Source organism: Sphingobacterium hotanense (assembly GCF_008274825.1).
GTDB classification, from domain to species: Bacteria; Bacteroidota; Bacteroidia; order Sphingobacteriales; family Sphingobacteriaceae; genus Sphingobacterium; species Sphingobacterium hotanense.
On the sequence record NZ_CP030848.1, the window covers coordinates 2,995,485 to 3,019,001 of the forward strand.

A 23,517-nucleotide genomic window follows, 5' to 3' on the forward strand; every position below is an offset into this window, starting at 1 on the left:
ATTTTAGTATCTCACAGTTTCAATCATGTCAGAAAACATACTTCCCAAAATAGAGGCATCTAGAAAGGAACTCCTTGATCTCGGTATGCGAAATACGTTGCTGAATTACAAAAAGCCGAAAGCACGTGGTTTAACAATCGTTCAGGAACAATCTCTATCAGTATATGATATCTTGGTATCCCAAAACAAGGCCATGACTTTTTTGGCGCGACCGGGTAAAGAAGATGACGATGAATTATTTTTGTTTCCTGAAATAACTGAAAGTGAATTACAGGATGCTTACAACGATACGCGCTTGCAAACTGATGATACAGAGCAGAAACTCCAGACGAAAATTCTAAACACTTATTATTTTGCCAGGACTAGTATAGAAGAACAGGGTGTCAACATGCTCTATTTGGCACTGGGCATGCTAAATTGGTATGAGAAAGGAAATACCGAAGATCTTCGTAAAGCCCCGCTCCTATTAATTCCTGTTTCGTTAGAGCGTTCCAGTGCTAATGAGCGTTTTCGTCTGAGGTACACCGGAGCCGAAATTGGTGCTAACCTATCGCTTCAGGCAAAAATGATGGTTGATTTTAACATCACCATCCCCGATCTGTCAGAAGAGGAAGAGTTTAATCTTCAATCTTATTTTACCGATATACAGGATAGGATTAACCATATCGATAATTGGAAAGTTGATACAAACGCCATAGAGCTTGGCTTTTTCTCATTCGGGAAGTTCATGATTTATCATGACTTGGACAGTTCGAAGTGGCCAGATGACAAAAAACCGTTTGACCATCCTATTCTACAATCGCTTTTCGGCGGCGGCTTTAATGAACAACAACCTTCAATCGGCGAAGAACATCATCTCGATCAGGAAACAAATGCTGATCAGTTGCTACAGGTTGTCGACGCAGACAGTTCACAGCTACTTGCGATGCTGGCTGTAAATGAAGGACGGAATATGGTAATTCAGGGACCACCAGGCACCGGAAAGTCCCAAACCATTACAAATCTTATTGCTGACGCTATCGGTAATGGGAAAAAGGTACTTTTTGTTGCTGAAAAAATGGCTGCTCTCGAAGTTGTGAAACGGAGATTAGATAGCGTTAATCTCGGCGAAGCTTGTCTCGAATTACATAGCCATAAGGCAAACAAACGGGAACTCCATACGGAGTTAAAGAGGATTTTGGAGCTAGGTAAGCCCACCACCACCCGCTTGGAAGAAGAGATACAATTCCTTAAGCCGGTAATAGACGAATTAAATGCGTACTGTAATGAAGTAAATAAGGTCATCGCTCAGAGTGGGCATTCTGCACAGGAAGTGATGGGGCACCTTTTAAAGATAAATAAAGAGAGTAACAATTATAAATTTCCAAGGATTGCTGTTGATGACATCGGATCATGGGATTTTCCATACTTGAAAGGTATAGAAATTCTTGCTGAGCAGATTCAGGCACGGTTGTCAAAAATTGGACAACCAGAAAAGCTTCTGTTTTATGGTACCGGGCTGACTGTGTTTTTACCAAAAGATGAAGAAGCCGCAAAAGAATTACTTACCGGAGCAAGTAAATACACCAAGGAACTTATCAATATTATTGCTACCGTTGCGGAATCGCTTAATGTAAATACCCCTAACGATAAACAAACAGTAGCTGAACTGATAGCAACCGTAGCAACGGCTGCATATAATCCGGGCGTACAGTCGATGGCAATTACAGATACGGCATGGTTAGATAACAAGGCGGATATTGCCGAAGTTATTGACACCGGAATCCGTCTCAGGGATTTACATCTGAAGTTTGATTCGGTGTTTATTCCTGAAGCATGGGAACATAACGTACTGGAAATACGCCAAAATCTTATCGCACATGGTAAAAAGTGGTATAAATTCCTTATCGGGGATTATAGAAAAGCGGTAAAACAATTAACAGGTTTGTTAAACACAACTGCGCCTGCCGAACTTGAAACGAAGATAGAGTATTTAAATGCCATGATGGAAGGAAAGCGTCTTAGTGCTACCTTATCTTCGTTCGAACCGTTAGCGACAAGATTGTTTGGGAACTATTGGCAAAAAAAACGTACCGATTGGAATGCAGTTCAAAACGCATTCGAATACTTACAGTCTCTACATGCCGCCATTCAAAAAGGGGAAATCCTTGCGTCGATTCTTACATATTTAGAAAAAAATGAGAAACCAGCACTGGCAGCTCAATACGCAAATAATTTAAAATCTGTGCTGCACGCACAAGGCGAGGCTATTAAAAACTTACTGTTACACCTTGACTTAAATGATAACGAAATTCAAGAAAGTAGTTTTCAGAAACAGCAAGATATTTTAGACAGTTGGACGGCCGATTTACCTGACATTCACAAAGCAGTATCATGGAACGTCCTTAAGGAAAATATAGAAAAGGAAGGAGCAGGTTATTTGATTACCGTTGTGGAAAACTGGCCGGACGCATCAACACACTTAAAGACAGCTATACAAAAATCATGGTACGAGTCACTAATTGAGCAGGCCATGCTAAATAGTCCAGTTCTACGAAAATTTGAACGTTCTAATCACGAAGACATCATCGAAAAGTTCAAAAGACTCGATATCCTAAATCAATATTACAACATCACTAAGGTAGCGCTCAAACATTGGGAAGCTGTGCCTAGACAAGACGGCGGTGGCCAGATAAATGTACTTAAAAGTGAATTTAATCGTAGGGCAAGACATATGCCTATAAGAAAGCTAATGCAGGAAGCCGGCCTTGCCATTCAGGCAATCAAACCGGTGATCATGATGAGTCCAATGTCCATTGCAAATTTTCTACCTCCAGATAGTATCGATTTTGACTTGGTAATCTTCGACGAGGCCAGCCAGGTTCGTCCGGTAGATGCTCTTGGTGCAATACTGCGTGGGAAACAATTAGTCGTTGTAGGGGACACGAAACAGATGCCCCCTACAAGTTTCTTCGATAGGTTGAACACCGAAACAGAAGATGAAGAAAACGTAACGGCAGATATGCAAAGCATTCTCGGTATGTGCGACGCCCAAAGTGCGCCGCAGCGCATGCTCCGTTGGCATTATCGTAGCAGGCATGAATCGCTGATAAGTTTGTCAAATCTGGAGTTTTACGAGAACAAGCTGATCATTTTCCCAAGCCCAGGATCAAAAAATAGAATGGGATTGGCCTTCAATCATTTACCTGATACTTTTTATGATAAGGGCAAAACCCGTACTAATGCTAAGGAAGCTGATAAAGTTGCAGATGCGGTTATGCATCATGCAATACACACCCCAAAATTAAGTCTTGGCGTTGTCGCTTTCAGTACCGCGCAAATGCAGGCAATACAAAATGCAATTGAATTACGCCGTAGGAAAAACCCGGATGTAGAAAGTTTCTTTAGAAGTCATCCTAACGAACCGTTTTTCGTCAAAAATCTCGAAAATGTCCAGGGAGATGAGAGAGATGTCATTTTTATCAGTATTGGTTATGGCAGGACTGAAGACGGAAAAGTACCGATGAGTTTCGGACCGTTAAATAATGAAGGCGGCGAGCGAAGATTGAATGTTTTGATTACGAGAGCAAAAAGCCGTTGTGAAGTATTTACGAATATAACTGCTGCGGATATGAATCCCGGACCAAACGCAAAATTTGGGATACGGGCGTTAAAAAGCTTTTTATATTATGCACAACATGGAAAATTTGAAAGCGACAAAGAAGAAATGGAATACAAACCGCAACCATTTGAAGAAATCGTTGCTGAAGGACTTCGGGAACAAGGTTACACTGTACGGGAAAAAGTAGGTTCGGCGGGATTCTACATAGACTTAGCTGTTGTAGACACTGACCATCCCGGAAGGTATTTGCTCGGAATAAATTGTGATGGTAGGTCATATCATAATGCTAAGTCTGCCAGAGATCGTGACAGGTTGCGCAGCACCGTTCTTGAAAGCATGGGTTGGAATCTATTCCATGTTTGGAGCACAGATTGGTTTAGAAATCCAAAAGGAGAATTACGATTGCTTGTAGATGCAATTGAAAAGGCAAGGATACAGACCGAACATAATGATGCTGTTGAAGAAGAATTAATGGAAGATCTAAAAAGTTTGATTCGCGAGGATAAAGTCGAGCAAAGTGAGTCTTACGAAAAATATGTAGTAGCTACCCTTCCTTCGGAAGTTTCCTTTCAGGAACTCCACAAATACTCTTCTGGAAGACTTGGAAATTGGATAGCTGATGTAGTAAAAATCGAAAGCCCCGTACATTTTGAAGAAATGGCAAGGAGAATAACCGATGCAAACGGTGTTTCAAAAATTGGTAGCCGTATTCGTGCGACAATCACGAATGCAACGGCATATGCAGTCGATAATGGATTAGTCATTAGAAAAGATGACTTCTTATGGTATCCCGAAAATGATACTGCCAAGATTCGCGATAGAAGCTTTTTGAACGCTAATTCACGAAAACTAATTTACATTGCCCCCGAAGAAATGAATCTTGCCATTGCTAAAGTGGTAGAGAATTCAATTGCAATACAACCCGAAAGTGCTGTTCCTTTAATCGCTAAAATCTTCGGTTATTCGAGAGTAACGGAGGATATGCGAGCATCAATATTAGAATCTATTAATTATGCCTTAGAAAGTGAGAAAATAACAAGAGACGGAGACTTTTTGAAACCGTTAAAGTTATCAATAACTAATCACTTTCATCACTATGTCAATTCAACAAAATAAAATAGCTATACTTATTGGAGCCGGAGCAGTTCAAAATGCCTGGGAACCTATTCTTAATTGTTTTAGGCGAATAAATAATGAGGACACGGATTCGGATACTGCCAACTTCCTATTCTCCAAATTAATCTGCGCGTTGAGACTGTACTCCAAATCGCCTAAAGGCATTGCTCAATTGAATGAAGAAAGAGATATGGTTAACGCTATGAAGGAAATTGTATGCCTTTCGTTAAGAAATGCTCAAGAAACTGGTTTGCTTAAGCCAAGAGAGGAATTTGAGTCTATTTTAAATAATTTCGTCCTTGCAAATCCCAATAGTTTATTTGGCTTTGTATCTACAAATTGGGACACGGTAATTGATGATGCAGCAGACCACTGGGTTAAAGATAAATATTACGATATTGACAGTAGTAAAGTGTTTCATCTTCACGGTAGCATCGAGCAGTACGAACAAATCTACCTCCCTTCGGAAACCTCCATGGAAAACTACCGAAGCGATGCCGAAAATGATGCCTTAGGTTATAATCACTTCGCAACATATCAGTTCTTGTCCGAGGCAAATACTATTCTTCTATACGGTCTTTCCCTTGATCCATTGGATGCAGAACTATGCCTTTTACTAAATGGGACATTTACACAAAGTAAAATGACTAGGGAAATTATAATTATCAATCCTGATTATCAAAAAGTTCGAAAAAGAGTTAAAGCACTACTTTTCCCTAGGACAGATATAACAATTCGGTGCTTTGATCCGAAAAACTTACTCAAAGAATTATAATAGCAGAAAACTACTAAACACTAGTGTTTGTTAGGACAGTGTATCCAAACAATCCCAGAAAAACATCCAGTTTTTTAATAGTAAACTGGGCATTTTTTATAGCAGGAACATTATTAAATCATAGCTGTTTTTGAGTTTGAAGTAACGAGAGTCAATGCACTATTTTAAAAGCTGTTTGGACGTTCAAAATATAACTTCGATAATTATATTAAGCTTAAATATTAAAGATACTAAGTATCCAGAAGATGACTCATCATCTATTAATCTTCCAAAAATTGATTCGAACTTCTTACCATAGAGCCACTTAAGGAAACACTACACCATAGTTACCTCCTTTTTTTATGTCAATAAAAAACTGTGAACCAAATTGATACAACAGGTTCTCTTCGCATATATAAAATGACGGCGATGTATTCATATTTTTAGTTTTCTTTCTTTTATAGGAACCTTGGACTGTTTAGGTTGATTAACCTTTTCCACGAATAAATCAGATTGGTACGGAGTGTCTTTAAGATGGCTTAATCTTCTTAAATCTTCCAAAAAAGAGTTCGAGTTTTGTACCAGCGGGATCACAAAAAAAAGCTTCAATCTCAGACGAGGGCACTGAAAAAGTCCCCTTAGAAAAAAAGGTTAAAAAAGGGAGTCGAAAACTACAGTTTTCTGCTCCCTTTTTCGTATTTTAAGGTAGGCTTTAATGGACATTAGGATGCTCTCTACCCAACAAAAAATACAGTTCAGTTCCTATTCAGGATTGTACGATATTATCGTACCAAAAGATAATCTACTTCGAAAAATCAACGATCTTATCGATTTCAGTTTTATCTATGACGAGCTTTTGGCTAAGTATTGCCAGACGAATGGCCGTACAGCGGAGAGCCCTATCAAGATGTTCAAATACCTTCTGTTAAAAACGATCTACACCGTTTCGGATGTAGATGTCGTTGAACGTTCCAGATATGATATGTCCTTCAAATATTTTCTTGAAATGGCACCAGAGGAGGATGTGATCAATTCAAGTTCGCTTACCAAATTCCGCAAACTACGATTAAAAGATATGGATCTGTTGAACCTGTTGATCAATAGGACCGTAACGATTGCTCTTGAAAAAGGCAAACCCTTCCCGAAGGGTTTTGATTGGGGTTTGTATGGGGTATGTAATGGGTTTGAAAGGGGTTTAAGTAATCGAAGGCTCGCAGAAAAAAAGATGATTCTATAAACCCAAATCACCTAAAACAAGAGGAGCTGTCTAGTTACGACAGCTCCCTTAGATTCCCTTTTTAAGGACAGTATAATTTCTAGATAAGTCTTATTAATTCTTCCTGTCTTTCACCCTCAATTTTTAAAAACTTTATTTCGATTTTGTTCCTATTGCTTTGGCAAACGCAATAATTCGATCGTGCAGATAAGACGTCCTTGCACCATTAACCTTGCTGAAAATCTGAAAATATTGACCAACGTCTATCGAGGAAACGCCATCGTTAGTTTCCAGTTTCAATTTTTTCTTTGGTGTCAGCCGGATAATATGGCCTTCTTCGTCTTCGTCTAACTGAATGTCTTCAATCCAAAAGTCGTTTTTCAAATTCAAGTACACGGTGTGTTCCTCATCGGTATCCTCGTCATAAACCGACAAAATAGCGTCGCCATTTGTATTTTTTATCTCGAATGACATACCACTAGTCAAGTAATATTTCGACAATGCATTGATCTGCTCCATCAGTTCCTGTTGGGCATTAGCTACTGAAGCCCATGAAGTAAAAATTAGGATAAGAAGCGGACTAAAAAGATAGTTAATATTTGTTTTTGCATTCATAGTTTTGAGTTCTAATTGTTCAGTACTACAAAATTACCATGAATGAAAGAGCTGAGAAATAGCTAGTTCTAGTTATTTTAGAAAGAAAAGCCCTGAAAATTGGAGGTATCAGAGCAATATTACAATGGAAATCAGCCTCAATAACTGTAAATTAGATTAACATGCAGAAAAGCAAATTCGATTAGCGCTTATTCAGTGTTTCTATCATCCTATATAATTCGATAACTCCTCTTTCCTCGCTATTTTCGATACGCGCAATTCGTCCTCGCATATCATAATCTATACGAGTATTGCCGATTTGGACAACCCTCCCCCTAAGATCATAATCGACACGCTGGTCACCAATACTTGCTACTCTTCCACGAAGGTCGTAATCGATACGCTGATCACCAATCCTTTCCACACGTCCGCGGAGATCATAATCAACATCTTGATTACCTATTCTATCTACGCGGCCACGAAGATCATAATCAATATCCTGATTACCTATTCTCTCCACACGTCCGCGAATGTCATAATCTATATTCTGATCTCCAAGCTTTACGATCCTATTTTTAAGGTCGTATTCGATTCTTTTATCGCCTAGTTGAGTAAGTCTTCCGTGAAGATCGTAGTCTAGCCTATAATTTCCAATCATGCTCACCCTATCGCTTAAATCGTACATGATCCTATGATCTCCAATCTGCGATAAGCGCCCGCGCAAATCGTAGTCTAAGTGGTTATTCCCAATTCGACTAATACGTCCAGATAGATCATATTCTACATGCCTATTCCCATCTTTGCTGGCTTCACCCCAATATGATGGAACTGTATTTTTTAGGTTTCCTCTCTCGTCTAGCAGAATTTTGATATTCCCTTGCTGAACAGCGATGACATTATTATTGATAACATCGATAAGTTCTAAGGAGATATTTTGCGCATGTAAGCAGCTCGATAAAATGAAGAGTAGGAATGTAAAAACGAGAGATTTCATATAACAACTTGAGGTTAACAACTATCAATTTGACAGTAGAAAATGCCCAACGTTTAATGCTGAATTTCGGATATTGGAATTTTATATGGACTGAATATTTAAACGATTTAAAGGTTATAAATGTTGAAGACATTCAAGAAACTATTCGAAAGGCGATTAACTTCGAAAATCGATCTTTTAATGAAAAACGTATCCTTGTAGATGCGTTGAAAAATACGAAAGTTATTGTTTAAGGCTAAAGGATTGTAAATACTGCAAACCATCCTAGACTTTCCAATACGCCAGGCAAGGCAGCCTTATCCTTCAATTCAATAATCCGGGAAGCAATTCGCTCTTGCTTGGCTAGAATAGAAGATACCATACCTACCTGTTCTGCCGATATCCAATATGGGCGATGCGCAGGCCGGTTTCTGCTATCCACCACGCCCAATACAAATGCAAAAACTCGCTTTTTATCTCCCGCCTCTAATCCCAATACTTCAGCCATCATAATCAATGAAGCATGCTGCATGGATACAATACTCGAACCAGCCACCGCATGCGTGCCGGAACCTCCCGATATGATCTGATAAGAACCCGTTCGTTCCAATCGAGGAATCAATGCTTTTGCTAAGGCAGCATGACCTGTAGCGAGACCAACAAATTGATCGTTCCAATCTTTTTCTGAAACCGTCCAAAGCGGGCCACCCGTCCACCAACCACCTATACAGGCTATTACGTGATCTATTGCCCCATACTGCTCAGTAATTTCCTTCGCAATAGTTTCCGCAGAATCAAAACTCGTATAATCACCAATAACAAAAGATAATCTATCGGTATCCCCTACTGCTCCTAAAATGGACAATAAGTTGTCGCGGCTTTTCTCCGAACGAGAAGGAATAATAATTTCAGCATTTGTTTTCAGGTAAGAGCGGAGAATGCCTTCACCAACAGACCCTGTTCCGCCAAAAATCAGAACTTTCTGTCCACTTAAATCTTGGATTAGATCCAAGCCATCGCCAATAATTCCCATAGCTATTAAATAGTTAAAGTGAATTATTCATAAACGAATCTCGAAGAGTTATTCGTGAATCTAGTCTCAAATCAAGCGAAAAAAAGGCACTAAAGCAAACCATAAAATATACATCAAGGCAATAGCCATCATCCCATCGATACGATCAGGCTTGTTTCTCTTTCGAATAAAGTTAAGGAACATCAGTAGGAGGAATCCTCCATGAACAGCCGCTAGATAGATGATATTACCATACGCGTCTTTAATGAGGTCGATTTGGTTCAACAGAGCGACTGAAATCAACGACATCAAAACAAATAGCCCTGCCAGATAAGTCCCTCCTGTTTTACCTAAGCGCACGACCAATGTGCCTTTGTTCGCTGCCTTATCAGCCTCGTAATCCGGAACTCCCGCCATAATTATCGCAGGGATAATGGAGAAAAATAAAGGAATCCCTAATAGCCATGGATAAGAATGATTGAAATCCCCACCCTGAAAGATAAAACCACAAAGAATGACAGCGAAGCTGTGGGTAAATCCCACGATTATTTCTCCTAATCCATGATAAGAAAACTTCAACGGTGGAGCGGTGTACGAAATGGCGATCCCAAACAATAAAACAATGCTTAACAGTATCGTTGGAAAGCTGCTAACGGAGATAAACCCTAAAAGTATAGTGGATAAACAGAGCGCAACAAAAAGTCCTTTCATCGCTCCGATCAATTCGTTATCCGATATCACGCCGTTGACCAAAACTCTAGAACCGCCCGAAAAAGGACCGAAAGATCGATTTAGTTTGTCGGTCTCCTTGTCGTAATAATCGTTACTAAAGACGGTGATCACTTCAATCAAAAACAAGACGAGATAGCCCAATAAAAAAACAGTCCAGTTGAAGGAATCATATAACTTTGCATAGGCAAACGCACCGATGCCGTAAGCAAAAAAGGTCATTGGATAAAATTGCAAACGGATGGCCTGTATCCATGGCATCAGCTTTTGTAGAAAGCGTTCTCTGGCAGTCAGTACGCCATTACGGAGCGCATAGCCTTGTTGATATACCTTTTCCAACCAAAGGTCCTTCTGTTGTTGAGTAGAGTGCTTTATGGGGCTCAGAAGCATCTTGCGAACAGGGCTAACGCCGCAGAACTTAAGCGTAGCATTTTCCATCGAACGGCGCGAGGGTGCTCCATTAATAATTCGATCAATTAGCACCGGCGTATCCATCGTAATGATCAATTGTGCCGTTCTGGGCTTTAACAGTTTCTCGAAAGCGTCCGGTTGGATTTCATAAAATGCGAAGCCTGGCACAAATACCCGATCAACAAAACCTTTCATCAGTGCAGGCATATTGCCCCACCAAGTCGGATAGACGAAAACAAGATGGTCGGCCCACTTGATCAATTCCTTCGCCTTCACTATATCAGGCTCCGTAAATTGATGTTGAGGCGATGGAACTAATACATTCAACTCAAAATCTAGATCTGATAATCTCAGAAACTGAACTTCGGCGCCTGCCGCCTGCGCCCCGCGAGTGTAAGCATCGGCCAAGGCCGAACAATAGCTGTCCGATCGTGGATGTCCCAAGATGACGAGTACCTTCATATAAAACTCTTTCTTATAAAACAGGCTGCTAGAGAAAGTGTTTAAAATCAATGAAAAACCTCGTCCAGTAGATTATCCCACTTGCTTATTCTGTAAGTAATGGAGAATGGCTTCTTGTGATGAAATGCCTGCGCCGGATTCGATTTTACCGTTCTGTCCATCAGATAAAATCCAGGTCGCACTAAGATCATCATTGTTCTGAATTTCTAAATAGTGCAATATTTCCTCCTTATGATCCTTATTGGAGATAGGGAAACAAACTTCCACGCGATGAAAAATATTGCGATGCATCCAATCGGAAGACCCGAGATAAAGGAGATTGTCTCCTGAATGAAAGAAGTTGAAGATTCGAGAATGTTCTAGATAGCGTCCAACGATTCTCTTGACACGTATATTTTCGCTCAAACCTTCCTTTCCAGCTACTAATCGGCAGATTCCGAGAACGATCAACTCAACTTTCACTCCGCTTTGCGATGCCTCATAGAGCTTATTTATTAGGGATTCTTCTTCCAAATTATTGAGCTTGATTCGGATCAATGCCTTTCTGCCATGTTGGGCTTCGCTGATTTCGAAATCTATAAGCTTTATGAAATAGTCATATAAATTAAAATGAGCAACCAACAGTTGCTTAAAATCAATTTTGTCTTCCGCGTTTTTCCTTCTATTCAGAGATAGAAAAGAGAACAGACTATGTAGCTCCTGCAATATCTCTTGATCGACAGTTAGTAAGGAATGGTCAGTGTATTGTTTGGCGGTATTCTCGTTTAAATTACCTGTTGACAGTAATCCATAATACCGATTACTTCGAATAACCAACGCTATTTTAGCATGCACTTTAATCTTCGGAATGCCGTAGGAAATCTGCACGCCTTCTTTCGCCAAGCGCTTTGCCCATTGGATATTATTATCCTCGTCAAACCTTGCTTTCAACTCAACAAAAACAAATACCTTTTTCCCATTTCTCGCTGCGTTCAGCAAAGCGTGGCCAATTTTAGAATCCTTCGCCAAGCGATAAACTGTTGTATAGATATGTGTTACATCAGAATCTAAAGCAGCTTCATTAAAAAAGCGGACAACGGTGTCGTAGGAATGATAAGGTGTATGAAGCAGGATATCTTTCTTTTCCATTAGCTCAAAAACACTAGCCTCATTTAAATCTTTTATGAGAATTTGAGCATGCGGAGAATATCTCAACTTCTCTTCAGTAATCGGAAAAGCAAAGAAATCCTTCAGATTATGATACTGCCCCCCTGCCATTGCATTCGACTTCTTTAGTTGCAGAAAGTCCAATGCATTGTTTAATTCTTCCTTGGGTAGATCAGCGGTGTAGAGAAGCCTTGTTGCTAATCCGAAGTCACGCTTCTGCAATTCTTTCATTAGCTCCTCACTTAAATCGGTCCCCGCCTCCTCTTTAATATTAAGTTCCGCATTTCGCGTCACCTTAAAACTTGATATATACTTGATGGCATTGAAGTCACCAAGCCCACCGATAAAGTGCTTAATAATATCGTCGATAAAAAATACGTACCGCCGACCATCATGCGTTATCACCTTGAACCGAGAAATGTGATTGCTTGGAATATTGATGATAAAACGACGATCGTCGGAGGACAGGATAAAAAAGTAAATATGGTTGTTCTCCGGAAAGAATGAGATAGACCCCTTCAAATCCATAATATGCAGATAGGACGCAATCTCTACATAGAAATAGGTTCTAAGCTCTTGGATTGCAAAATCAGGAAGCTCTTTTCCGTAATTTAAGATGATGCCCTCCTCGCCTAGCGAAGGGATAATGTTCTGCACTAAAATACTTCCGAAGCGCTTTTGTTGCTTACGGATAATGCGTTTCACGCTCTTAAAATGATTGGAAGTATTAGGGTTATCGACTAGCTGCCTATTTTTTTTATCCAGCTTTCGCTGCCCAAGCAAAAGCGGCATCCGAACCCGATAAAACTCATCTAGATTAGAAGAATAGATTGCCAAGAACTTCAATCGCTCTAATAAAGGCGTGCTCTCCTTAGCTGCTTCTTCGAGTACACGCTCATTAAAGTATAACCAACTTATGTCTCGATCAATAAATAGAGATTGTTTTCCTTCCTGTGTTTCCATATCTAATAATTTGCCTTACAACAAAGCAGGAGCAAGTTAATCGATATTTTTAGGAAAAATGTATTGATTGCTATCTAAATGGGAAAATCTGCTATCTATCTTGGATTTGCTTTCCGCGCCATTTCAAATAGCTCAGGACCAATATGGCAATATCCGCCGGGGTTCTTATCCAAGTATTTCTGATGATATTTCTCGGCGGTATAGAAATTCTTTAAGGGTTCTGCCTCGACAACAACCGGTGCGTTAAATCCTTGGGCAAGCGTTTCTAGCTTCGAAAGGATTAGCTGCTTCTCGCTCTCATCAACAAAATATATCCCTGAACGATATTGCGTCCCAATATCATTCCCCTGTTTATTCAAAGTTGTAGGGTCAATTGTTTTTAAGAAAAGATCAATCAATAAATCTAGTTCAATAACTCTCGGATCATAAATAACTCTAACAGTCTCCGCAAAACCGGTCTTTCCAGTCGTTACTTGTTTATAAGAAGGTTTATCAATATTGCCGTTCGCATAGCCAACTTCCGTTTTAGTAACTCCGCGAACCTGCTGAAAGAAATGCTCGGTTCCCCAAAAACATCCACCCGCAAAGTAGATTTCTTTCAAATCTTTACTTATAGGTTCTAATTTATCTGTATTCTGCGCGTCCGCATATCCGGGTGTTTGCTTATTAGACATCAACAGAAATCCGCCCACGAATGACAACAGCAGTACAATAACAATAGTCGTTTTCATATTTCTTTGTTTAATTGAAGTTACTCTTTCATAGCAAAATCGCTAGAATCCAGAACTTTAGTTTCTATTCAAATTTAGGAAATTCCTATTAGTAAAAATTATTTTTTAAAGAATAGGTTGATATAGTTTCTCTGCTGCCACAGGGTTGTCAATAGCGGGCATAAATTTGCTTCCATCAAAAAAATTATCAGAATGAGTACAGAAACAATCGAACAATTCTATGTTATTGGTATCAGCACGAGAACTTGCAATAAAAACCGACAAGCAGCAGAAGATATCGAAGCACTATGGGTGAAGTTTTGGAATGAAAACATTCAGGAACGGATCCCTAACAAAAGCAGTGAAGACATCTATGTAGTCTACAACGATTATGAATCTGATTTCAACCATGCCTATACGACAATTATCGGCCGACCTGTAACCTCTTTAGAGCAAATCCCAGATGGTTTTGTAGGAGTTACCATCGAAGAGGCAAAATATGAAAAGTTTGTATCCAAAGGAAAAATGCCAGAGGCAGTCGGTAAAACATGGTTTGAAATATGGGCAAACACAGATTTAAACCGCGCATACAAGGCCGACTTCACTGTTCATGGAAAGAAATATTATGATGGCGACCAAGCGGAAGTGGAAACTTTTATTTCAGTAATGGATTGATAGCAGCTTAAGAATACCACTCCCTACCTTATGTGTTCAAGGTTAATCTTGATATCTTGAGGTAGGGCTTTATTTTATGCAACTTTCAAATGGACGACTATTACTAGTCTCTAAAAATCCTTAACTCACGAAAAGACCAATAATAACCTTTGAACTCATATAGGTTAATATCGCAATAATCAATACGCCGATAATAGTCAATACGGTTGGCTGTTTATAGTCACCAACGATATCCGGCCTGTAGGCAGCAATCAGCATAACCGCTAGAGATAATGGCAGGATAATTCCATTTACGGCGCCCGCGATAATTAAAAGATCAACAGGCTTCCCAACCAGCATAAATACCAAGGTCGAAAACAGAATGAAAGCAATGATTATCCAGTTTTCGTATTGTGCAATCTTTGTATGGAAAGACTTTAGGAAAGAGACTGAAGTATATGCTGAGCCAATTATGGAGGTGACTGCCGCAGCAAACATAACAAGTCCAAAAAGCTTATAACCGAAATTGCCAGCCGCCAGCTGAAATACCGAAGCCGTAGGATTGCTCTGGTCAATTACCAAACCCTGACTAATGACACCTAATGAGGCTAAAAACAGAAATATACGGATAAGGGAAGCTACAGAAATTCCCATCACCGCACTCCTATTCACACTGCGAAGGTTTTCTTTCCCCTTGATGCCGGCATCAATCAAACGATGCCCTCCAGCGAAGGTAATATATCCGCCAACCGTTCCGCCAACAAGGGTAATGATTGCCATGAAATCTATTGTCGTTGGAACCACAGTTCTTAGTGCTGCCTCTTTTACTGGAGGAGCGGATATAACAGCAATACCAATGATGACAATTATCATGATAAAGCCCATGATCTGCGCAAATAGATCCATCGCTTTGCCCGCCTGCCGGTTAGCAAAAACCCCGATTGCTAAAACTGCAGAAATAATAGCTCCGGTCGTAACATCCAGCCCTACTAAGGCCTCCAGTCCTAAACCTGCACCCGCAACATTGCCGATATTAAATGCAAGGCCTCCTAACACAATGAGCAGAGCCAGGAATGCCCCAAGCCCCGGAAGGAGTTTGTTGGCAATATCCTGTGCCCTCATCTCCGACATGCTGATAACCCGCCAAATATTCATTTGCACTCCGATGTCAATCAGGATAGAAATCAGAATGACAAAGCCAAAGCTTGCACCTAATGATTGTGTGAAGACGGTCGTTTGCGTCAGGAATCCTGGTCCAACGGCAGATGTAGCCATCAATAATGCTGCACCGAGTAAGGCTGATTTATTTATATTTTTCATCGAATGCTGATGTCAAAATCCGTTAATTGTTGATAAATTTGCTTTGCAAATTCAGCAGCACCTTCATGATCTCCGTGGATACAAATGCTGTCGGCCTCGATGGGAATAGCATCGCCACTGCGTGTTATTACTTCTCCCGTCTGCAAGATGCGAATTATCTGATCGACAGCCTCTTCTGGGGTTTTTAAAATCGCGTTAGGTTCCGTACGTGGAGTTAAGCTAGCGTCAGCTTGGTAAGTTCGATCGGCGAAAACCTCATGGAATACCGATAAACCCTTTTCCTTTCCTGCCCGCGTCAATTCACTACCGGAGAGCCCGTATAAGATAAGGGAAGAGTCAAACGCATAAATAGCATCTGCTATAGCTTCTGCATATACCCTATCTTTAGCGGCGAGATTATAAAGCGCTCCATGCGGCTTTACATGGTGTAGTTCAGCACCTCTCGCCCGAGCTATTGCCGATAGCGCGCCGATCTGATACAAAACCGCAGCATAGACTTCTTTCGGACTCATAAATAGATGCCGACGTCCGAAACCCGCTAGATCTGGATATCCAGGATGTGCACCGATATTTACGCCATGCGGAATAGCTAAATCTATCGTGTTCATCATAATGATTGGATCTCCTGCATGAAATCCACAGGCAATATTCACAGAAGAAACATATGGCATAATTGCCGCGTCGTTTCCCATAGTCCAAGAGCCGAAGCTCTCGCCCATATCACAATTCAAGTCTATCAATTTCTTAGCTTTCATATTTTAGTTTTACGCCTTGTCTTAGTTTATTTATTTCCTGCTCTTGCTCCAACAAAAGGTGCTGAGCCTGTTGCATGCTAATTTCTTCAAATCGAATTTGCTCGCCCGGCTTCAGTTGAGCCAGCAAGGGTAAATCGACACTAGCGACGTGTCCAATGATCGGATATCCCCCTGTCGTCCCATGATCGGCCATTAAGATAATCGGCTGCCCGTCGGCAGGAAGTTGAATTGTTCCATAAGCAACTCCGGAAGACAAAAGCTCTTCCTTATCTCTTAAGGCTAGCGCTTTAGATTTTAATCGATAGCCCATTCTATCAGATGCGTTGCTTATCTCAAAGGTCTGACTAAACAGATCCGATAAACTCTCCCCTTCCAAACGATCTGTATGAGGACCTGCCATTATTCGGATCCTGCGGCTTGCGAGATTCGGATACAACGAACAATCCATCGACCAGTTGAAAACAGACTGACCCGATTGCAATGATTTCAAAAAGGAAATCTGATTTCCTTTGACGAGTGCCTGTCCATTTACCCCCCCCATCTTCCCATTCATGTAAGTCGCACGACTTCCTAAAACAAGCGGAACATCCAACCCGCCATAGAAACAAATATAAGCTCTACAACCATTGTCTTCCGCTTTGCCAAATGAAAGAACCCCATCTTTAGGAACATAAATCGGTTTCCACATAGCTATTTCCTCACCATTCAGCTTAGGAAAAAGATTAGTGCCTGTAATGGCGATGAGCTGTTCCCGATCAAATCGCAGGCTAGGCCCCGTCCAAGTGCATTCAATTGCCGCGTCCGCTTCATCATTCCCTAAAATTATATTTCCCAATCGCAATGCCAATCGATCCATCGCACCGCTCACCGGAACGCCATAGCGTTGGAAACCCCAACGACCCAAATCCTGAACCGTGCTCAATAAGCCAGGCTTTATGACGCTAATTCCCATCTTTTTCCATGTTATAATTCTCAAACTTCTCTTGCGTAATCGCATGAAACTTCACGCGATCGCCAGCACTCAAGAAGGATGGCTGCTCTCGTTCTATATCAAATAAAACGATTGGGGTTTGCCCGATAAGTTGCCAGCCTCCCGGTGTTTCCATCGGATAAACGCCCGTCTGCTCCCCAGCAATACCCACAGAACCTGCCGGAATTTTTATTCGTGGTGTCTCCCGACGCGGTGTAGATAATATCTTATCCATCCCTCCCAAGTAAGGAAAGCCTGGAGCGAAGCCAATCATATAAACCAAATATTCGACATCGGTATGACGCTCAATGATTTCTTCAATTCTAAGGCCCGTATGCTTGCTAACAACAGCTAGGTCAGGACCATTATACCAAACCGGAATAACCTTCGGCTCCAAGTATTCTATTTCTAAAGTAAAGTTTTCTTTTAAAATCTCATTTGTTAAGTCAACCAATCGATCATAAGAAATAGTAAGCGGATTATAATGCAATGTCAATGTTGTATACCCAGGCACCGCCTCTAACATGCCGGGGATCTTGCGCTCTGCCAGTCCTGCTGTCAGTTGTCTAATTCGCGAATTGATTTCCAGAGTAATGGTTCCCCCGAAATCAACGACCAGCGCGGTATCACCTAGGTGATAATAATTCATATTTTCTGCCATGCTATGACTATTACAAATGGATTAAAAATTAACGCCAAATATTGACGTGCTGCACGGTCGTATCCTCACTGAAATGATTTGCTAATGCAGCTACCTTAGACCGGATCAGCAGCTTTCTACCTTCCATATTCTTTGTGAAGATTAATTGACAGGAACCGACCTCTTCTCTCCAAAAGTTGGCAAAGTCATTGGCCAATGCTGAGCGCTTACCCAGCATTTCTGGAACGGCATGGTAGTCATATTGCCTCAGCACCTTGAGGGCAAGACTCTTCCGGACGATAATATAGCGTGGCGAATTAATAGATTCAACGACCTCTTGAATCATCTGAACAAACAAGGACTTTTCGTAAGTCGTTCCTCCATCCAAATGACAGAAGACAGCACCTTGACGATCTGCATAAGTTAACACACGGAGATCCTTCAAACTCGTTGTGAAGATTCTGCTTTTGCATAAGGTTTTGATCAGTGCATTACCGATCTCGTAAATATCCTTGGTTACATCTCTGTATTTGGCATAGTATCGGAAAGTTTTAATAGCCCTCGCAGAAAAAAATACCGTTCCTACACCAAACATACCCAACATCAGCGTTCCTCCCGGTGCCCCTAGCCATTTCATCAGTTTCATCGAGATCTGCGTGCTCCATTCCAAATAGAACACGACGGCGGAGCCAAGTGAAGCAGTCATATTTCCGATCGTCCTTTTCATTTCTGCAGCCTTCATTCCTTGGTAAGCGTCAGGCTCAACAAACGGCAGTTTTATTTCCTCCAGCAACTGAGTTCCTTCGGCTATAGCGGCCTGCCATTTATTTGGAAGTCTGCTACGTTGCCCAGCTAATACAAAACTGCGCCCATTAAACTGCGTAATGTTCTCCTCGTTTACCTCGGTCGGAAAACTGATACGGGAAAGACCATTCTCGATGCCACCACGCTCATCTTCAACCAACCCGACGAAGTTGCGGAAGCGACGTCGCAATAAGGCAATCTCTTGCCCGCCATCAACAACAGTCGAATCGACACAGGCGATATGCCATATGTTACTCGTCTTATCCGGAACATTTAGGTTCGTGCGGATAGCCCTGCCGCGCATTTGATTGGATGAGACAAATGATCCCACAACAGAAGCCAAAATAAGGCTATTGATTGCTGGCGCATCCCATCCCTCCCCGAGCAATGCCTTCGTACCTATCAAAATCTCAATCTCACCAGCCTCAAAAAGACGCGTAACGATGGCGACCATCCAATCACGACTTTGATCGGTAACCTGTATAATGTAGTAAGATGTATCGAAGACTAGCGGCTTTATGTTTAACGCTTCGCTATGTCCAAACGGGCTGTATGCCTTCTCTAAGGAATCAACCGCTGTTTGCGGAACAATAACAATAGTTCCGGACAAGACGCCGATTTTCTTTTGGTTTCCATTATTCCTTCTTAATTGTTCAAAGATTGGCAGTACACCAATCTTACGCAATGGAATCGTATTTTCAGGCGTATTGGCTAAATATTCCTTTCGCACGAAATCTGTGAGGATGACCTGTCGCAGGCTTCCTCCCATAATTCCGAATTCGAAATTACTAATCTGTTCAATCGCTGTTAATTTACTGACACTCGCATGTAGATGCTGGAGTATCTTAGCGCCTTGTTCAAACTTAATACTTCGCCGCTCAACTATCCCTAAGCGTCTCAAGCGATTCAACATTAACGTTCGTTCTTCTTCAAACTCGTCTTTAAAATGACCTTTATCCTCGAAAAGATAGTTGCGAAGCAATTCCTCCATCCAGGAAAAGTCCAAATCAGGAAGTTGTAGGCTGTCATCGCGATGAGGGATCCCTAATAATTCAAAATGCAATGGGCTGATTTCAATCGATCTTGATCTCAGAAAAATTAAACAGGCCGAGTAAAATGCTAAGTTCTCATGTATTTTAAACTCATTTCCTAGCGGATCGACGATAGATGGATGCGTAGAAATTGCTCGGATAAGACTTTCATCATTCTTAATTTCCTCAAAAATCTCAACAGCTTTAGTTCTGTAGCTGCGAATAAGCTGAAGTTCCTCGGCCGACGGTTGGCAACAATACACGTAATCTTGGTGCGGACATAAGTCCCCCTGTTGAATAAGTTCAGGTACAGTAATCTCGGCGTCTATAGGACCGTTTAGATCCAAATATCTGCTCCACTCCGTACCGGATACATCATATGGTGGGGTTGCAGTTAATCCTACCATTTTAGGATTTATAGCTTTCTTTAACCGATCTAGCGTTTGCCACCATTCATTTTTTAGATGGTGGGTTTCATCCAGAATAAAGGTCTGTACACCCTGCCCTTGTAGACCTGATATAATCTTGGGTAGGTTCAGAAAGTTAGAGCGTGTCTTTTCAACTATATCCGTTTCATCGACATAATCCAATGTGAAGTTTCCTTCTTTGCGATCGTTGCAGGCAGCATGCAGGCCCTGATAGGTCACGACAGTAATACGTTTCGGATGGCGGATATCTTTAGATATGTAGTCAGGCAGCTCTTGCTGTTGCACGAATAATTCCGTAAAGCGCTGTATCCATTGGTTTCGGATGGCGAGCGTGGGTGCTAATATTAACGTTGGTTGGCCTAATCGAAGAATTACCTCCAACCCAAGAACGGTCTTGCCGGAACCTGGAGGAGCGATTACGTGCAAATGGGAATCGTCCATATGAGATGACAACTCATCGAGCACGCGTTGTTGATAGCTACGCCATGGATATCTGAATTTTATATTGGCGGAAAACACGCTCATTAATAATAATTTTTCTAGGGTTTAAGATACAGAAACGACAGACTTGAAACAAACGAATAGGTTGTACAAATATTAAATCAATAACTCATTAAGGGCAACGACGCCTTCACATTCTATATTTCTTTTAAATTTTAAAATTATTATTCTGTATATTTATGTTTGTCGCGCATCAGGCGCTACAAAAACGATATAACCGAAATCTAAACTTAAATGACAGTCTCAGATCGAGATTTATTCCATTTAATACAGACTGATAATCAACGAGCACTAAAGGAGCTCATGGATCGGTATTGGCGTCCTATGTTCTTAATGGCAGAATCTGTACTGAACGATAGTGCTACTTCCGAGGAGATTGTGCAGGAAGTGTTTATCAATATTTGGAATAAACGAACATCGATACATATTACCCATTCCATTAAAGTTTATCTTTTCGCCTGCACACGCTACCAGATCTATAGGCAAATCCAACAAAAAAGAGCACCTCATGTGGATATCGATCAATTTAGTCAACTCGTTCCAGACCCCTACGACCCTCAACAAGCGCTGGAATATCGAGATTTACTAGATCGGCTAGAAACACTGATTAACGAACTGCCTCCCCGCTGTAGAGAAGTTTATAAGCTAAAGCGCGAAGACAACCTTTCCCAAAAAGAGATCGCCGAAGCGCTTCAGATTTCTAGAAAGTCGGTAGAAAACCAATTGACTATCGCCCTGAAGAAATTGCGAGCCGGATTGAGTAGGTATATATGGTTATCAACCTTTTTATTGTCAACTGTTGGGGGATTGATCTAAAAAAGCGCTCTATATATGTAAACCTAATATTATGGAGCATTCAATTTTAAAATCCATTATTAATATTCTTTCACGAAAAGCCAAAAAAGAGGATTTATCAGATATTGATAGCGAACTCCTCGAGACTTTTCAGAAAGATGAATGGCAATTAAAATACGGTGCTCAAGAGGATGTCAAAAACAGAATTCAGCAAGCCGTCCATGCCAAAACAATAGAAAAGATCAGCCGTCCGAGTCTTAAAACTACCCTATTGAAGATTGCAGCGGTCATAATCGCAACCTTTTTTGTCGGCTACCTCTTAATGAAACAGGATAATGAAAAAGCGTTCATCTTAAGCGAAAACCACCCTTCCACAGTTGAAACTCCCGGTTTAACAACTTCTGATGGCACATACAAAGATCTCCAGACGATGAAGATTGGAGAGTCTTTCTCCAACAATAAATTTACCCTCGTAAAATCTAAAGCTGGCGTGCTCCGCATAGAATCTAACGACAACTCGAATGAAATCATTCAGATTAACATTAAAACAGCGGCGAACGAAAATTACATTATCGAACTAGACGATAAAAGCAGAGTAATACTTGATGTAAATAGTGAACTATCCTTTCCGAGCCGATTCATAGAAAACAGTCGAATTGTTGCGGCAGAAGGACGAGCATACTTTGAAGTTCAGACAAATCCGTCAAAACCTTTCATTGTAAAATCGAGCAAAATAGAAGCCATTGTAACAGGCACTTCGTTCGTTTTCTGCAGCAAAAGGGATGAAAAGACAGCGTCTATATCTCTTGTGGAAGGGAGCTTAGAAATCAAAGGCAATAACAACTCCAAGAAGCTTAAACCAGGACAAAAGGGACATTTCAGCCAAGATGGAATCCAAATATTATCGTTTGATGAATACGAAACATTGGCCTTCACACGAAACGAATTTATCTTTAATGATCAACCCATCAACGAGATCATGAGCGTTCTTTCTGATTGGTACAACATGGAATATAGCTTAAAGAACATCAATCCAGAGGCCTTTCACTTCACACTCAAGATCGACCGAAACAAAAGTATTAAAGAAGTATTAGAGATAATCGAGATGACGGGCGATCTGCAGGCCTCGATTATAGGGAACAAAATAATAATCGGTTCCAAGAAATAATATCCTATTGTGTAAATCATAAACCTAACATAAAAAACATGACAAACTCCATCCTTATCAGTAGCAGCATCTTCGCATTGCTCTTCGTAGGACTACAAAAGCCTCCTCAGATTGAACAAGCATCCCCAACCACCGAACATTACCGATCGGAGAAAAAAGGGCCTTGGATTGATCTTTTGGCTAATAACTCGCTAGACGCCTGGCACCAATACAACGGATCAACCATCAAAGGTTGGAAAGTGGAGAGCGGCATGCTTTCTACAACCGGAAAAAACGGCGATATCGTAACAAACCAAGAATTTGAAAACTTCGAATTAGAAATGGAGTGGAAAATTGAAAAATCTGGCAATAGCGGCATATTCATCTATGTGGTTGAGCACCCGGATAATAAATATATGTACCAGACCGGTCCCGAGTTTCAAATCATCGATAACGAAAACTATCCGCAAAAACTGACCGAGCAACAGAAGACAGGTTCGATGTCGGATGTCATCGCCCCGAATCTTTCGCCTTTAAAACCCGCAGGACAGTGGAACAAAACACGTATCGTATCGAAAAACGGAAATGTTCAGCATTGGCTAAATAAGAAACTGATCCTTACCTACCAGATTGGATCTCCAGCGCTGAAAGAACAGATTGCCAAGAGCAAGTTCGCCGCACTGCCTTATGCCAAGGTAGCAAAAGGTAAGATAGGGATTCAAGATCACGGCGATCCTGTATATTTTAAGAACATCAAAATACGCGAAATAAACTAAACCTAGAAT

The 23,517-nt window shown here is 41.0% G+C and carries 17 protein-coding genes and 1 pseudogene; 7 read left to right on the plus strand and 11 right to left on the minus strand.

Features of this window, described 5'->3' with window-relative positions:
* The first annotated feature begins 25 nt into the window (after window positions 1-25).
* The 3 genes and pseudogenes from DSM08_RS12640 to DSM08_RS12650 form a co-directional block, all read left to right on the plus strand.
* A complete protein-coding gene (locus DSM08_RS12640) occupies window positions 26-4,717 on the plus strand; it encodes a DUF3320 domain-containing protein (RefSeq protein ID WP_149526501.1) in 4,692 nt (1,563 codons plus the stop codon).
* Complete coding sequence (locus DSM08_RS12645; RefSeq protein WP_149526502.1) at window positions 4,698-5,492, plus strand: SIR2 family protein; 795 nt, start codon at window positions 4,698-4,700, stop codon at window positions 5,490-5,492. The genes DSM08_RS12640 and DSM08_RS12645 overlap by 20 nt, the downstream gene beginning before the upstream one ends.
* A gap of 706 nt (window positions 5,493-6,198) precedes the next feature.
* A pseudogene (locus DSM08_RS12650) lies at window positions 6,199-6,603 on the plus strand (transposase); the annotation flags it as partial.
* 237 nt (window positions 6,604-6,840) lie between these two features.
* Here the strand turns inward: DSM08_RS12650 and DSM08_RS12655 are convergent.
* The 6 genes from DSM08_RS12655 to msrA all read right to left on the minus strand — a co-directional run bounded on the left by DSM08_RS12655 (window position 6,841) and on the right by msrA (window position 13,708).
* Complete coding sequence (locus tag DSM08_RS12655) at window positions 6,841-7,302, minus strand: hypothetical protein (protein WP_149526503.1); 462 nt, start codon at window positions 7,300-7,302, stop codon at window positions 6,841-6,843.
* 181 nt (window positions 7,303-7,483) lie between these two features.
* Window positions 7,484-8,275 (minus strand): hypothetical protein, encoded by a 792-nt coding sequence (locus tag DSM08_RS12660; RefSeq protein WP_149526504.1) that lies wholly within the window; start codon window positions 8,273-8,275, stop codon window positions 7,484-7,486.
* Between the two features lie 235 nt (window positions 8,276-8,510).
* A complete protein-coding gene (locus DSM08_RS12665) occupies window positions 8,511-9,287 on the minus strand; it encodes an SDR family NAD(P)-dependent oxidoreductase (protein ID WP_149526505.1) in 777 nt (258 codons plus the stop codon).
* A 66-nt stretch (window positions 9,288-9,353) separates the two neighbouring features.
* Window positions 9,354-10,868 (minus strand): NAD(P)H-dependent oxidoreductase, encoded by a 1,515-nt coding sequence (locus tag DSM08_RS12670; RefSeq protein ID WP_149526506.1) that lies wholly within the window; start codon window positions 10,866-10,868, stop codon window positions 9,354-9,356.
* Between the two features lie 72 nt (window positions 10,869-10,940).
* Window positions 10,941-12,977 (minus strand): polyphosphate kinase 1, encoded by a 2,037-nt coding sequence (ppk1, locus tag DSM08_RS12675; protein ID WP_149526507.1) that lies wholly within the window; start codon window positions 12,975-12,977, stop codon window positions 10,941-10,943.
* Between the two features lie 95 nt (window positions 12,978-13,072).
* Window positions 13,073-13,708 carry a peptide-methionine (S)-S-oxide reductase MsrA gene (gene msrA / locus DSM08_RS12680; protein WP_149526508.1) on the minus strand — a complete coding sequence of 212 codons (636 nt, stop codon included), beginning with the start codon at window positions 13,706-13,708 and terminating at the stop codon, window positions 13,073-13,075.
* A 192-nt stretch (window positions 13,709-13,900) separates the two neighbouring features.
* Here msrA and DSM08_RS12685 point away from each other — a divergent pair, with 192 nt between their 5' ends.
* Window positions 13,901-14,362 (plus strand): GyrI-like domain-containing protein, encoded by a 462-nt coding sequence (locus DSM08_RS12685; RefSeq protein ID WP_149526509.1) that lies wholly within the window; start codon window positions 13,901-13,903, stop codon window positions 14,360-14,362.
* A gap of 120 nt (window positions 14,363-14,482) precedes the next feature.
* Here the strand turns inward: DSM08_RS12685 and DSM08_RS12690 are convergent, their stop codons facing one another.
* Genes DSM08_RS12690 through DSM08_RS12710 form a run of 5 tightly spaced genes read right to left on the minus strand, consistent with a single transcriptional unit; the run spans window position 14,483 to window position 20,814 of the window.
* The gene (locus DSM08_RS12690) at window positions 14,483-15,661 is read right to left on the minus strand and encodes an NRAMP family divalent metal transporter (RefSeq protein ID WP_149526510.1); all 1,179 of its coding nucleotides are present in this window, start codon (window positions 15,659-15,661) and stop codon (window positions 14,483-14,485) included.
* The gene (locus DSM08_RS12695) at window positions 15,658-16,416 is read right to left on the minus strand and encodes a LamB/YcsF family protein (RefSeq protein WP_149526511.1); all 759 of its coding nucleotides are present in this window, start codon (window positions 16,414-16,416) and stop codon (window positions 15,658-15,660) included. The genes DSM08_RS12690 and DSM08_RS12695 overlap by 4 nt, the downstream gene beginning before the upstream one ends.
* Window positions 16,406-17,368, minus strand: a complete 963-nt coding sequence (locus DSM08_RS12700) for a 5-oxoprolinase subunit C family protein (RefSeq protein WP_187773859.1) — start codon at window positions 17,366-17,368, stop codon at window positions 16,406-16,408. Before DSM08_RS12700 ends, DSM08_RS12695 begins: the two co-directional genes overlap by 11 nt.
* Entirely contained in the window at window positions 17,358-18,035 is a 678-nt protein-coding gene (pxpB, locus tag DSM08_RS12705; protein WP_149527720.1) for a 5-oxoprolinase subunit PxpB, read from the minus strand. Before pxpB ends, DSM08_RS12700 begins: the two co-directional genes overlap by 11 nt.
* 40 nt (window positions 18,036-18,075) lie before the next feature.
* Window positions 18,076-20,814, minus strand: coding sequence for a DEAD/DEAH box helicase family protein (locus DSM08_RS12710; protein ID WP_149526513.1), 2,739 nt, complete (start codon window positions 20,812-20,814; stop codon window positions 18,076-18,078).
* Window positions 20,815-21,024: 210 nt separating this feature from the next.
* Here DSM08_RS12710 and DSM08_RS12715 point away from each other — a divergent pair, with 210 nt between their 5' ends.
* The 3 genes from DSM08_RS12715 to DSM08_RS12725 are packed head-to-tail and all read left to right on the plus strand — an operon-like array spanning window position 21,025 to window position 23,508.
* The gene (locus tag DSM08_RS12715) at window positions 21,025-21,606 is read left to right on the plus strand and encodes an RNA polymerase sigma factor (protein WP_149526514.1); all 582 of its coding nucleotides are present in this window, start codon (window positions 21,025-21,027) and stop codon (window positions 21,604-21,606) included.
* A gap of 31 nt (window positions 21,607-21,637) precedes the next feature.
* Window positions 21,638-22,753, plus strand: coding sequence for a FecR family protein (locus tag DSM08_RS12720; protein WP_149526515.1), 1,116 nt, complete (start codon window positions 21,638-21,640; stop codon window positions 22,751-22,753).
* Window positions 22,754-22,791: 38 nt separating this feature from the next.
* Window positions 22,792-23,508, plus strand: a complete 717-nt coding sequence (locus DSM08_RS12725) for a 3-keto-disaccharide hydrolase (RefSeq protein WP_149526516.1) — start codon at window positions 22,792-22,794, stop codon at window positions 23,506-23,508.
* Window positions 23,509-23,517 lie beyond the last annotated feature (9 nt).